The following is a 13,118-nucleotide window of genomic DNA, read 5'->3' as shown; positions in this document are numbered from 1 at the left end:
CGAATGGCGATCGGTGAGCGGTTCAGCGGTAAGCGATGAGGGGGCCGCGCGGGATCGATCACCCGGCGATGAACTCGAGCAGGGAGACGATTGCTCCGAGCCCGAAGTACGCGACCACCATCGCGCCACCACCCATCGTGAGTTTCATGCCGGTCTCGGAGCGCTGGGAGTTCCGGCGGGCGGTGAGCCAGACGATGAGTCCGAGCACCAGCACGGTCAGCCCGGCGTACTGGAGCGTCGTGTAGACGACGTCGTACAGGTTGGTGAGAATCGTTTCCCAGCCGGTCACCGCGCCACCGCTCCCGCCCGTGGGGCCGCTCGCCTGGGCGGCGGCAGGTCCGACGAACACCACCAGCGACAGGAAGGCGGTGATGAAGACGGTCTCGAAATCGAGGACACGGCGGAGCCGACGGAGCCGGCGGCGGTACATGTCGAGGTCGGAGTGGGTCTTTGTGCTCGTCATTGCACACCGGGCGTTCGACGGGTGCCGTAATGTTTGTTTCAAGAATGCGCATTTCGCAATCTTACGCCTCGCGCACGGTTGCGTCGGACGCACAGGTGCGCGGATCTCGGGGATAGATGCGGGGAATGTGGGATCGAGGGAAACAGTTATGCTTGTTAGCCTCTCGCATAGAGGTGAGTAGTAGTTGCGGCCCCGATTTGTAGCCCAGAGAGTGACCGCCATGACACAACCAGACCCATCTGGCAGGGTGAACAGCCCCGGGGAGGATCCGCGATGAGCCGATACTCCATCCCCGTGAAAGAGAACACGCGCGACCGCCTCCGCGCGTTCAGCAATCGGAATCTGCTCGACCGGAAATCATACGATGAGGCCGTGAACGAACTCCTCGATCAAGTCGAGTTCGCAACCGTCGAGGAGCTCAACGCCGAGTACAGACCCGCCGAGCGGGGTCGGATCTAACCGATATCCGACCACGAGATTCCCTCTGCTGGTGATCAGATCAAATTGAATCTAGCTCCGACATTTTAGTGACGAGCTGGGCCGGTCAAATCCCAAAAACCCCAGCGACGACTGTGAACAGGAGCCCTCCCATCGAAACGCCGATCATCGCAAGCCCCCACGTGATCCCATGATAGCCACGGGTCCATGTCCGTCTTCGAGGCGTCCCCGCCGCCCAAAGCGCGGCACCCAGTGAAAAGCACGCGAGACCGAGGTACGACAGCATTCCCGAGGCAGCCTGAGCGATCGGAAGCAATCCAGCGCTGCCGGCCGATCCGTAGGGCCAGCCAGGCGGGAGAAATCCGGAGCCACCCATCACGAACGCGACGAGATCGTAGAACGCGGAGAGGCCGATGATCGCGACCAACGCTGCAGCCGAGCCGGTGATCATCCCACGATACCGAACCGCCGTGCGGGAGTTCGCCCTGGCGGTGAAATAGCCGATGAGGCCGACAACCAGCAGAATGAGTGAGAGGTACCGGGCCGTCAGCTCAGCGACCGTGAACAGTCTGAACGCGGGGTCGATGAGGTCGGCAACCGACGGCATCTAACCGAAGAAAGTGGACTGAACGCAAGTACTCTCACAGAGTGCGCAATGCGCACAGTTGCGGCGTGAGACAGGCCGATGAATACGAGATAGAGGGATTAGCAGTAGAATCCATACAGTTCAATCTGTGTAGTCTCTGCTCGTTGTCAGAAACACTGCGCGATAATACAGCGCGCGTATGTCTCATAGTAGTAACGAGGCTTTTCATCACACTGTATCGTCAATAGGCTGCCTTCCGGGGCACTCCACTGGCTCGATCACGCGGTCAGCAGAGTGTTGTTCCCTACCCCATTGACCTCGTTCACAATCCTCTATTGGTTGGAATCGTCATTAAGAACTGAGTCCCAAGCTTGCTCATAGGATGAATATTTGTCTTCCTCTGGATGCTCCCACGTATCCGGTGCCTCCCAAGAGATATTCCCACTATTTTCGGTGTAGGTCCATTGGAATTCTTCTCTAACTTTCCTGAGAAAGTGATGTGGTTCTGCCTCTACAGGTGTGCTCAAACTCGGATCGAATTCTCTCAGTTTTCGGTCCATCAATTCGCCGAGAAGGAAATTCGACGTTGTGCATGCATATACCAGAACCGCCGTTGGATACTCGATTTGAAGCCAGTTGTTGTGGGCGCAGTCGTTGCGTACCTCTCTTACGAAGTGGTAGAGCAGTTTTTCATCTTGGGTTATCATATCTCTAGATGCGGCCGCGTTGATTGCGTCAGAAAAGGACGCCCTCTCGCTGATTTCAGTAACGTCGGTAAAATAATCCTCGAAAAAGGAGCTCGCTCGTATCACGCACGAATGATAGCTCTTTGCAGTCCAGAGCTCAAGTAGCTCGTTAGACTCAATCAATAACATGATCAGGTACGGGTCGAACACGTCCCCTGAATTCCGTTCCCAGTTGCGGTAAATGAATCTCAGAGCTTCGAATCTGTTTACCTCTTCAGCGGTAACCTTTGCTGTTGGGATGACCTGGTCCGTGGCTAATGTTGTTGCGGCACCGGGTTCGACAATAACCGCCTTCTCACGGTCTTCGTCTCGTACATCTTCATTATATATTGCGTCGATTGCTTTGATATACAACCCCAGTCCTGATTCACTCATTGGATAGCCATATGTGGAGCTCGCTGAAGACCGATGTGGCTCATTGTCTCCAATAAGTGCTCGCAGGAGAGATTCATCCTTTGTCCGCGGTCACAGCGAATATAACACATCTGCAACCGGCCACATTTAAAAAGTCTGAAGACTCGCACTAATCCCAATCGGGCTAATCGCCACAGAGCTACGACCGATGTGGGATTTTCGTGGGAACAACCTTTCAGGCACCGAGAACGACTATATTGGATTCACCCAATCTGGGAGTAAGGGGTGCCTCGATCAAGACTGGCACCAACCGTACTATGTACAAGGATGGACACTGGGGAATCGCGCTCCTGTTGATGCTCCCGTTGACGGGGCTGTTCGGGATCGTCGGCTTCGCAATGTCGGTGGTCGCAGTGGCGGTCTGTCGCCTGCCCGATCTCGACCACGATCACGATTGGCTCCCCCACCGCGGGCCGACGCACACCGTCTGGTTCGCACTAGGTGTCGGCGCACTCGCCTGCGCGGGGCTCTACGTCGGCCTGCTGGCGGCGCCGGTCGATCTCCCTGCGTGGCCCATTGCGTTGCTCGCCGGAACGACGGTGTTCCTCGGAATTATCTCACACCTGCTGGCGGACGCCCTGACCGTCGGTCGCGGTGTGCACGCAGTCCGGCCCTTTCGGCCGGTTTCCCCGCTTCCACTTCGATTCGGACTGTTCAGGGCTGACTCCAGGGGATGGAATGCAGGGTTCCTAGTCGGTGGAATCGTCGGTCAAGTGCTCGCCTTGTGTTGGTTTTACGTCCCGGAGATACTCTGAGAGTCGCACTACCGTCGGCCCGCCGGCCGCTCCCGCATGAATCGCATCCACAGCAACGCGAAGATCCCGAAGACCAGCCACTCCACGAAGATGACGGCGTTCGAGATCGCGGCACTGAGGTAACCGAGTACCCCGGTCGCCCCACCGACGAACGCCGTCTGTGACACGCCATATCCGTGAGCGTCGAGATAGTAGGCCGGGCGCGAATCGCGCCAGTGGTCACCGGCGAAGTGCGCCCGGACGAGCGTCCCCGTCACGTCAACGGTCGCCCGCCCATCCGCGCTGGTCGTGACGCTGTCAACAGCCGCTCCGTCGAATGTGATGGTACGCCCGGGAAGCGGGAGGCCCGTCGCGCTCGTGAGGAACACCTCGGCTGTCCCTGCGGACTGGTTGACTGTGACCGTGAGCTCCGAGGCCCGATAGCGGGTCACACGCACCGACGTATCGACAGGGAGTCCCCACACGTCACTCGCCTCTGCCGTGACGGACTCGCCAGTCACCTGGTCGGTGCTCTTCAGGACGCCGGCGAACTGATCGTAGAGATACGTCGGTTTCGTGTTCTGCGTCGCAACGATCGACCCCGGGAGCGGCGTCGCCGGAACCGACCGATTCCGGACCACATACGTTCGGTTCCACCAGATGTGCTGATCGGCAGGCTGGTCGGCGATGACGCTCACGTTCGCCGGGCTCATTCGGTAGTGGAGCATCATCGGATACGTCCCTCGATAGGAGTGTGACGCCTCGATTGCGGTGGTGCTACCGCTGGTCCGCTCTTCGACGTGTGTGTTCCGCGAAACCGAATAGAACCGCCACGGAGCGGTCACGTACATCGTCTTCTCGCCGATCTGCACCTCGACGTCTTCCCATGCTGCGGCGCCGGCGGCCAATCCTTGCTCGCCGGTCCAGTTGACCGAGACCACATCTCGACCGGGCCGATCGTACACGTGGACATCCACGGAGAGATCGTCGCTGTTGACCGTCTCGATAGGAACAGAATACTCGAGTTCGACCGTCCGATTGGTGGTCCGGATCGAGTCCCACTCCGAACAGCGGGCACTCGACACGCCGTAGTGTGTCTCCAGTTCGGTTTGAATACGGAGCGTCGCCGTGAGGTCGTATTCACCCGGCGGGAGCCGACGCGGGGCCGAGCTGGTGAGATTGACCGTTGTCCACATGCCCGGGCGAGCACGGTCGAGACTGATGTTCCCGGCGGTGACGTTCACCACCTCTGCATCCGAATCGAGCAGCCGGTAGTCAGCCCAGCGGGTGAGCGAGTAGGTATTGTTCCCGATAGTACAGGATCCGCTTTCGCTGTAGTCCGACGGCACATCGATTCGGTAGTCCCACGGAACGTAGGTGTAGAGCTGCCAGCTCGGAGTGACGTACCGGCCGTCGTGCCACACGCCGGGGATGACGTCGACGTTCCCCACGTAGGCATCTCTGACCAGCTGGTGTGAGCCGGAGCGCCACTGGAGGCCGACACTCGCACCGTCCGTCGTCGGGAACACGTCGCTCCCGTTGCGCGTCGGGACCGAGGACGTACTTCGAGCGGCTCCCGGACTGGACGCCATCGCGGAGTGCTGCAGGAGGCCCTCAACGATCTGGATCTTCCGGTCGATGACCGTGCTGTAGTACGACGAGAGGACGAGCGCCTCATCCGGGTTGGTGACGGTGAGGTTGCCGTCGACGCGCTTGACCTCGGCGTTGTACACCGGATTCCACCAGCCGTTCGGGTGGCGAACCTCGACCGTATAGCGACCGTCAGTACTCGTCGCTCGCGAGGGATCGGCCGAGTAAAGCGGGAGAATCCGGAACTCGGTGTTCCACCAGTCCTCCAGTCGCGTCCAGCGATCGCGATAGGGAACCTGGACGAAGCCATGCAGGCCACTCTGGTACATATCGGACTCGTTCGCGATGACAAGGGCGTCCCGCGACTGGATGTTCGAGTCCCACAGCTGGACCGGCTGGGTGACGACCGTCCTGTTGACGGCCGTAATGCTCCCGTTGTCGGCGTACTCGTAGACGCCGACCGTCTGTGAACCGCGTCCCGGATCGGGATCGTTGCTCGCGAGCACGCGGAAGGTGTCGTCGTAATGTTTCTCGACACCCGGCTCGGGATCGGGGATGACGAGCGCCCCCGCGGCGGCCCCGATGACGGCGCTCGAGACGATGATGAGCACCATCCCGACCACGGCCACCGGGAGGGTGATCAACCGGCCCCGGATCGTGACGACGTCACGAATCCGGTCGCGAAGACGCGGCCACAGCGAAGGTGTCACCGACGGAGGGGAGTCACGCATTCGATCACCGTGTCTATCCGAGGACATACTGCAGGAGGTCGACGAACGTCCCGAAGGCGGTCCCGACGACGAACAGGCCACCCCCGGAGAACGCCATCCGTCGGCCCCATGTCCGGCGATACCCGCTGTGACTCCCCAGCCACGCCATCAACCCGAGAACCAGCAGGACGAGGCCGGCCATGGAGAACACAGTCTCCGTCCACGCCGGAAAGTCTAGCATCGATCCGAAATCAACCGCGGCGAGGACGAACGCGGACAACACGTGCTGGAACTCGTGCGCGGAGCTCACGATTGCCGAATCCGGCCGCCCGATCGGTCCGTACACAGTGCTCGGCGTGAAGCCAGACCCGCTGGGCGGAATCCACCTTCCAATCGGAACGGTGAGTGGTCCTGCGACAGGGAGGAGTAGATCCTGGGTGGTCGCGACGAGTCGAGCAGCGAACGCGCGGATGGTGAGGAGCAGGGGAAACGGTGACATGATACTGCTGTCTGGAGCGACGGCCGAACGGCTCAAAAGTTCGCTTAGAATGCGGTATCCGCAGGGTTGCGTCCGACGCAACGGTGCGCGGGGATAACCGCGATCCTATACCCGATAAACCACGTGACTGGAGAAGTAACTCCATTTTCTAGAGGTCACTATAGAGTCACTATGGCTCACGAGTGCGACGAGTGCGGTGCGTCGTTTGAGACACTCACACGTCTTCGCCTCCACGACTGTGGCGACGTCCAGTCAGACACATTTTCTACTGCTTCTAGCGCCGATAGGTCCACCTCCACCGATTCATCGCCAACCGAGGAGCGAAACGCGTCAGTCGCCGAACTCGACAATTTGCTCGACCGTTTTGCAGACGGCGACGTGGACGCAATTCACTACGCTGTCGTGGAGTTCGAATCGGCACTCTCGGCCGCGCTCAAGGAAGACAGCAGTGGTGACACATACCGGGACGTGTTTTGACCGTACTATGAGCGCATCAGTGGCAAACTCGACGAGGCAGCGAGAGCAGACGGATGGGCACTCCTCGAAGATGTAATCGATGCGTATGATCCAACCGTCGAGGACAAGCTTCCGCTCGTAACGCCCGCGATAGCGAAGGCCGTCGGGCGATATATAATCCGGACGCGGCTGATCGAAGATGTCGGGGCAATTCCGGTTGCGGCGCTCGAATATCTTGATACCGTCGCGGTCAATGCCGACGACAGCGATGATGTCGCACACGAGGAAGTCCACGCGTACGGATGGGGAATCGGACATCCAGACCATTCGGTCGCCGACCGTTTCCACGCCCGCGCATCGGAGGACATCTTCTCGGTCAATCCCTCGCTCGAACACGCACTCTATGCCGATCAACACACCGCGGTCGATGCGCTTGAACAGCTGGTGAGAGACGAGTCGATCGACGGAACGCTCCCTCGGATCACTCTCGTTAACTGATGCTGTCATCATTGCAGCGATGCAGCGTCACGAGGCAGATTATCTCTACAGCTTCGACGATGGATTCGACAGCGTGCCTGAACTCACCCGTCTGACTACGCTAGAGAATCCATTCAACTGATGTCTCGGATGATCTGTCCCCCAAGGATCGTCACGCCGGCGAGACGGGGCCGACATACTGGCTCTTGACTTTCTCGCCTTCCCGCCACTGGAGATAATAGTAGTCGCGGCCGTCGATCGTCTTGGTCGTGAGGGTGCCCTTCGATCGCGGAATCTCAGCTTTCTCGTAGGCGTCCTTGAGGGCATCATCCCAGTCGTCATCATCGTCCCATTCATCCGGTGTTTCGATGCGGGACCGAGACGTATCGCGAGAGGCAGCCACAGCTCGTCGATCAGGTGACTCGGGCAATGCCTGAAGCTCGTCAACTGCCGCTGCCAACTGCACAGCGAGTTCTAGTGCGAGCGCACGATCGTCGACGACCGTCCGGGCGAGCCGCCGTTTGTCAGCGGTCGCGTAGAGCTCGATCAAGTAGCCACTAATCGGGCCGTCACGTTCGACAGACAGCACATACTCCTCCTCGGGGGATCGAAACACGACGACGTCACGGTCGGGACGCACCTGACCGACGCCCTCGCTTGTCCAACGATGGAGTTCACTGTCTGTCGGCACGGGAGGCAGATCTGGATCAGCCATCACTAACCAACAAAAACTTGCTAATAGATCAATCCGTTGGTTAGCTACTACGAGCACGGATGACCTACCCACGGAGTCGAAGAGGACGAGAGGACAGCCGCCGGCGAAAAGGGACGTGAGTCTCGCGCCCGAGGCAGTCGTCGTGATCTGTCCTGCAACTTGGTCGGAGCCAGTCACTGCCGACGCAGACAGAGACACACCACCGCTGCAAGTGAAGCGTGAAACAGGAGGGGGGTACGTCGCTGGCGGACAGCTGTCTCGTCCATCCCGAATCTAGTATAAACCCAGAGTATAGCACCGAGAGAGCCGTTAACCTACGATTCAAGCGATTCCTCTACTCGATGAATATATCAGCGCTTTAGATGAAAGCGTAGACTGTTGTTCTCACTAGATACCTCTAGTCTAGTGCTTCACTTGTAACAGTGGTGTGTGTCTGTGTTCACTTGAAACAGATGCAGTAGTGGTTTTATATAGGAGACGTGAGAACGCGCTGATATGCGTCGGTTCGAGCGGAAGCAGAACATCTTCCGCAACAAGGACGCCCTAGGTGAGTCCTACCAACCCGACCAGATTGAGGAGCGCGACGAGGAGATCGAGGAGTATATGGACGCTCTCCAGCCCGTCGTCGACGGATGGGAGCCGAACAACATCTTCCTGTACGGGAACACTGGCGTCGGGAAAACCGCTGTGACCGATTTCCTGTTGGAGCAACTCCAGAGCGACGTCGCCGACTATGATGACGTCGAACTCTCAGTGATCTCGTTAAATTGCAAGACACTCAACTCCTCATACCAGGTCGCGGTCGAACTCGTGAACAAGCTCCGCCCAGCGGGTGGCGAGATCAGTTCGACCGGCTATCCACAACGGACCGTCTTCAAGAAACTCTACCAGGAACTGGAGGCGATCGGTGGCACGATCCTCATGGTCCTCGACGAGGTCGATTCGATCGGTGGTCGCGATGAATTACTGTATGAACTCCCACGGGCCCGCGCCAACGGGAACCTCGAGGACACGAAGGTCGGCGTGATCGGGATCAGCAACGACTTCAAATTCCGCGAGCAGCTGGATCCACGGGTTCAGGACACGCTCTGTGAACGTGAATTGCAGTTCCCTCCCTACAATGCACCGGAACTCGAGAACATCCTCGAGTCACGGGCTGAGGTCGCTATCGCTGAGGATGCAGTCGGCCAGGGCGTGTTGAATTTCTGTGCGGCGCTTGCGGCTCGCGACAGCGGGAGTGCGCGTCAGGCACTGGATCTGCTTCGGCTCGCTGGGGAGATCGCCGAGAACAAAGCTGTCGATCGCATCGAGTCCGAGCACGTCGAAGCGGCGCGGTCACGCCTCGAGCAGGAACGTGTCGAAGAGGGGATGCGCGAACTCACGACGCACGGGCGCCTCGCGCTGTTGGCAGTGATCTCGAAAGCGGCCAAAGAGGAGACCTCCTGTCGGACGCGTGAGATCTACGAGGAATATATGACGCTGTGTGATTCCTCGGGAACGGACTCGTTGGCCCAGCGGTCGGTGCATAATCACCTCTCGGATCTGCGGATGCTCGGGATCTTATCGGCCCACGAAAACCGCAGCGGCTCCCGTGGGAACTACTACAGTTACGAGTTGGATGTTCCCTTTTCGAGTGCGATCGAGGCGATGGCGGATGTGCTCCGGCTCGATGGCGAAATCGAGACGATCCGGGAGATCGCCGCGATGAACGGCGTCGTCTAGACACACCACCGCTACAAGTGAAGCGCTAGCTGTCGGCTGATTTTCACGATGTTCACTTGCAAGCGTGGTGTGTGCGATTCAGGTGGTTCACTCGCAATAGTGGTGTGTGAGTCGGAGCTGTTCACTCGCAACGGTGGTGTGTCTGTGAGATGAGTCTGCGCTGAGGATGGGGTTGATCGACGTCACTACTCTCTCCAGAGTTATGATTTTACACTGGCCAACTTCGCTCGAAAATCACCGCGATATTGGCGGCTGAATCCCCTCCCCCCGTGCTGCGCTTTCGCGTGTCGCGCGCGCATACCGGTAAGATAACCAGCATTAATACGATACCTGGTCCGGCGACACCCGGTGGAACGCGGTTCATCCGCGTCGTCATCAGGGGCTGCAGAACATAGGGACAGTTGCGTCAGCCGCAACAATGCGCTGTGCGCACGGTTACGCATTACGCATTCTTGAAATAAACAAATGCTCCTCCCACCGACTACTGGAGTGTGATGGAGTTACAAGCGCATACGTCCGTCTTTCAGGCGGAAATCGAGCGGACGACTCAACCACAGTCTTCGGTGGCTAACCTGCCCGGTTGCCCCGCCGAAATGGCTATGAGCGTGACCTGCGGGGGCACAGTTGCTACGCCAGCGGTGAGAGCCGGTCCGAAACAGACAATGGACGGCGGGCGACACGGCGTTGTCCGCGCGGCGATGACGTTACTGGCAATGGGGCCTCATTGGCCGGGCCACAGCCCTACGAGGGAGGAAATCAGAGTTCCCCCGGTGTGTCGCCGGGTCTCTCCGAGTGCGAGTTGGAATCTCGAAGGCTTCGCTCGAAGCCGCCATCCCATGGTGGGATTCCACGTCGTGAGTGGCGTAGAGGAGGTCAAGCAACCACAGTCCATTCTTCGAACGGATATCGTACTGGTGGCGCCGTTCGGGACCGTTCTCTCGGTGACGCCCGATTTCGATCTGTCCCGTCCGACCGTCGTTCTCGACGAGTGTGCCAGCTGAATCCGGTGAGTGGAATGCCTGAAATCGAGATTCAATTCAGAAACGAGGCGGAGTACCGTCGACTCCGGGCGATCCGGGACAAATACGGTGTCCAGTGGCGCGGGATGCTGATCCAGGGCGCCAAGCGCCTCGAGGGGCGAGAACTCAGGTTCGCGCTCGCACCGGATAACCAGGCTCGCGAACGCCGACCGTCCGAGCCGGACGTCGCCGACCGCGGTGATCGATCCGTCGAACCGCCCGCCGATAGCGAGCCGCACGAATCATCCGGGCCGGACACGGCCACCACCGACCGCCGGCTCGACCCCCGCCTGTTCGACGCGAATGGAACGCTCCGGACAGCCGAGGCCGAGTCGAACCCCGGGGAGGGCGGCGCTGTCGAGCTCGGCGGAGAGAGGGTCGAGCGATGACCTCTACCCGCATCGTCATCAAGGACGACCGGCAGTTCGAGCGGCTCGAAGCCGTTCGCGAGCGCCACGGTGTGAACTGGCGAGGAATGCTGATCAAGGGGGCCGAGCAGCTGGAAGCCGGTGGCGTCCTCCCGTCGGACGAGGACTGCCTCGAGGAGGGCGAGTAGATGCCCGACCCCGTCCCGGTCGCGAGCAACCTGCTGGAGTCGAAATTTCTCGGCTTCTCGGTAAAGCGCCTCGCCGAGTCACTTGCCATCCCGCTCGCCCCATGTGCCGTCCTCTACACCATCGGCTTTCCACTGCTGTTCACCTTCCCGCTGTTCGCCCTCGGGATCGGCATTGGTGGGCTGATCTTCCTGAAGACGCCACCCGGCCAGCGTCCCCTGCGGTACGCGCACGCCGTCTTCCAGTACAAGACCGGTTCGAACGTCTACGTTTGGCGGCACCCGGACCCCAAGGACGGTGATCTCGGTGCCGGCGTCACGCAGGACGAGTGGATTACGACGCCACCAATAAGAACCGCCGACCGGGCAGTAGACCCCGAGGGCGTCGACCTCGCCTACCCGGGTGGGTTCGAACGCACCCGGCCGGATATCGACGGGTCGACCGTGGAGGACAGACCGTGACTCCTACAAGCGGGGGAGGGGGTGGCGGTTCGACGCTCGAGTTGCTCGGCTTCGAGAACGTTCGTGACGGTGGGGTCATCGAGACGCCGACGGCGTACACGATGTTGATCGAAATCGAGCCTCGGGAGTGGCTCACGCTCTCGGAAGAACGGCGGAACAGCCTGTACGTCTCGTACATGACGTTCCTTCGCGGCCTGCAGTTCCCGACGCAGTTCCTGACGCTGACGACTCGGTTCAACGGCGACCAGTACATCGAGAAGTTCGTCGGGGTAGACGCGCCAGGCGCACCGACTGGAGAGCCGACATCGACCGTCGACGCTCGGGACGACACGGACGAACCGGCCACCGATGGCGGGACACCGGTCGGGGCGGCGAGCGACCGGGTGACCGACTCACCGCTTCTCGAGTACGGCCGGATTGCTCACGCCGAATGGCTGGACCGGACGATCGCGCTTGCAAACGTTCGCGACCGGCGATTCTTCGTCGCCGTCGCGGTCAGGAAGGAGGAAGATGAGGAAGCCGGCCGATTCGACGTCATCGCCGACGCACTTCCCTTCGGAAATCGTTCGACGGCCGTCGACGACGAAGCGCCGTACCTCGACGAGGTGTGGGCTCGTGTCCAACGGGTCGCCTCGCAGTTGCCCCGCACGCAGGTCGAGACGACCATCCTCGACGACCGCGCCGACGTGCTCGATATCCTCTATCAGGTCTACCGAGGCCAAGAGGCGCCGATCGCGTTCGAACACGGCGTCTTCACGAGGCCGGACGAAACGACGCTAACCGACCCGGCGACTGGCCAGCCGCTCGACCTCGCGACGGCCTTCGAAGAAGCCGATCGGGAGGCGACGCTCACCGATCCGGATTCTGAACCAGAGCCACGTCCCGAGTCGACGGGTGACCTACCCTACGGCGGCCGCGTCCAAGAGGACTACATCGACCAGGTCGACAACTCCCGGCTCCTGGCGTGGTACGCCCGGACCATCGGACCAATCGGACGCGGAAAGCACTACCACTCGCCGTTGTCGGTGTATGCCGGGGTGACGCTATTCGCGATGGCGATGCTGTTCGCGATCGCGTCCCTCGGTGCGTTTCTCGGAAGCGGCCAGGTCGGAGAGATTCCGTACTTGCTCGTCCGAGAGGCGTCCTTCGGGCTCGCAGCCGGGAGCCTGCCGACGTTCCTGCTGAGTCTGGTCGTTCTGCTTCCCTCGGGCCGCCGATCGACGGCAATCGGCCTCGCCGGCGTCGGTGTGACAGCCGTCGCTGTCGGCCTGTTCGAGCGGGCGTATCCAGCGCAGTGGACCAGCACACCGACCGGAACCACGGCCCTCGTCGTCGAGGTGTACGCCGCCGGGCTGTTCCTGCTCGTCGTGGGCGTCGCGCTCGCGCTCCGGGCCCGTCGCAGCGCTCTCGATGAGATCGACGGCGATGTTGGTAACGCCGCTGCCACGGCCGTCGACGAGGACCACTGTGGAACGGGACCGCCGGAGGGAACCGATGTCTGAACCCCTCACTCTGGAGTTGTACCGGCGGCCGA

Annotated in this window: 15 protein-coding genes; 8 read left to right on the top strand and 7 right to left on the bottom strand. The window is 60.5% G+C overall.

The genetic code is table 11. The annotated features are described in order from the left end of the window. Window positions 1-58: 58 nt before the first annotated feature. Entirely contained in the window at window positions 59-463 is a 405-nt protein-coding gene (locus DP107_RS12010; protein WP_144262399.1) for a hypothetical protein, read from the bottom strand. Between the two features lie 273 nt (window positions 464-736). Here DP107_RS12010 and DP107_RS12005 point away from each other — a divergent pair, with 273 nt between their 5' ends. Further along, window positions 737-922 (top strand): hypothetical protein, encoded by a 186-nt coding sequence (locus tag DP107_RS12005; RefSeq protein WP_144262398.1) that lies wholly within the window; start codon window positions 737-739, stop codon window positions 920-922. A gap of 85 nt (window positions 923-1,007) precedes the next feature. Here DP107_RS12005 and DP107_RS12000 read toward each other — a convergent pair whose 3' ends face one another. Together DP107_RS12000 and DP107_RS11995 are read right to left on the bottom strand one after the other, a co-directional pair. Beyond that, the gene (locus DP107_RS12000) at window positions 1,008-1,508 is read right to left on the bottom strand and encodes a hypothetical protein (protein WP_144262397.1); all 501 of its coding nucleotides are present in this window, start codon (window positions 1,506-1,508) and stop codon (window positions 1,008-1,010) included. Window positions 1,509-1,819: 311 nt separating this feature from the next. After that, a complete protein-coding gene (locus DP107_RS11995; RefSeq protein ID WP_144262396.1) occupies window positions 1,820-2,608 on the bottom strand; it encodes a hypothetical protein in 789 nt (262 codons plus the stop codon). A gap of 296 nt (window positions 2,609-2,904) precedes the next feature. Here DP107_RS11995 and DP107_RS11990 point away from each other — a divergent pair, with 296 nt between their 5' ends. After that, window positions 2,905-3,402: a metal-dependent hydrolase gene (locus DP107_RS11990; RefSeq protein WP_144262395.1), complete on the top strand. Its 498-nt coding sequence runs from the start codon at window positions 2,905-2,907 to the stop codon at window positions 3,400-3,402. An 8-nt stretch (window positions 3,403-3,410) separates the two neighbouring features. Here the strand turns inward: DP107_RS11990 and DP107_RS11985 are convergent, their stop codons facing one another. The 4 genes from DP107_RS11985 to DP107_RS11965 form a co-directional block, all read right to left on the bottom strand. Continuing rightward, window positions 3,411-5,615 (bottom strand): Ig-like domain-containing protein, encoded by a 2,205-nt coding sequence (locus tag DP107_RS11985; RefSeq protein ID WP_238330873.1) that lies wholly within the window; start codon window positions 5,613-5,615, stop codon window positions 3,411-3,413. A 100-nt stretch (window positions 5,616-5,715) separates the two neighbouring features. Further along, window positions 5,716-6,180, bottom strand: coding sequence for a hypothetical protein (locus DP107_RS11980; protein ID WP_144262393.1), 465 nt, complete (start codon window positions 6,178-6,180; stop codon window positions 5,716-5,718). A gap of 330 nt (window positions 6,181-6,510) precedes the next feature. After that, window positions 6,511-7,146, bottom strand: coding sequence for a hypothetical protein (locus DP107_RS20095; protein WP_185977289.1), 636 nt, complete (start codon window positions 7,144-7,146; stop codon window positions 6,511-6,513). A 139-nt stretch (window positions 7,147-7,285) separates the two neighbouring features. Next, a complete protein-coding gene (locus DP107_RS11965; protein ID WP_144262392.1) occupies window positions 7,286-7,828 on the bottom strand; it encodes a hypothetical protein in 543 nt (180 codons plus the stop codon). Window positions 7,829-8,323: 495 nt separating this feature from the next. On the opposite strand from DP107_RS11965, the gene DP107_RS11960 reads away from it, so the two are divergent. From DP107_RS11960 to DP107_RS11945, 6 genes are all read left to right on the top strand, one after another. Beyond that, window positions 8,324-9,550: an orc1/cdc6 family replication initiation protein gene (locus DP107_RS11960; protein WP_144262391.1), complete on the top strand. Its 1,227-nt coding sequence runs from the start codon at window positions 8,324-8,326 to the stop codon at window positions 9,548-9,550. 836 nt (window positions 9,551-10,386) lie between these two features. Next, a complete protein-coding gene (locus tag DP107_RS20815; RefSeq protein ID WP_238330871.1) occupies window positions 10,387-10,551 on the top strand; it encodes a hypothetical protein in 165 nt (54 codons plus the stop codon). A gap of 5 nt (window positions 10,552-10,556) precedes the next feature. Further along, window positions 10,557-10,958 (top strand): hypothetical protein, encoded by a 402-nt coding sequence (locus DP107_RS11955; RefSeq protein ID WP_144262390.1) that lies wholly within the window; start codon window positions 10,557-10,559, stop codon window positions 10,956-10,958. Beyond that, window positions 10,955-11,125 (top strand): hypothetical protein, encoded by a 171-nt coding sequence (locus DP107_RS20090; protein ID WP_185977288.1) that lies wholly within the window; start codon window positions 10,955-10,957, stop codon window positions 11,123-11,125. Before DP107_RS11955 ends, DP107_RS20090 begins: the two co-directional genes overlap by 4 nt. Then, entirely contained in the window at window positions 11,126-11,584 is a 459-nt protein-coding gene (locus DP107_RS11950; RefSeq protein ID WP_144262389.1) for a hypothetical protein, read from the top strand. Further along, window positions 11,581-13,086, top strand: coding sequence for a DUF7139 domain-containing protein (locus tag DP107_RS11945; RefSeq protein ID WP_144262388.1), 1,506 nt, complete (start codon window positions 11,581-11,583; stop codon window positions 13,084-13,086). The genes DP107_RS11950 and DP107_RS11945 overlap by 4 nt, the downstream gene beginning before the upstream one ends. The last annotated feature ends 32 nt before the right edge of the window (window positions 13,087-13,118 follow it).

Origin of the sequence: Haloglomus irregulare (assembly GCF_007421925.1) — an archaeon.
Lineage (GTDB): Archaea > Halobacteriota > Halobacteria > Halobacteriales > Haloarculaceae > Haloglomus > Haloglomus irregulare.
Note: the sequence above shows the minus strand (reverse complement) of the source record. Positions and strands in the feature narration are given on the sequence as shown.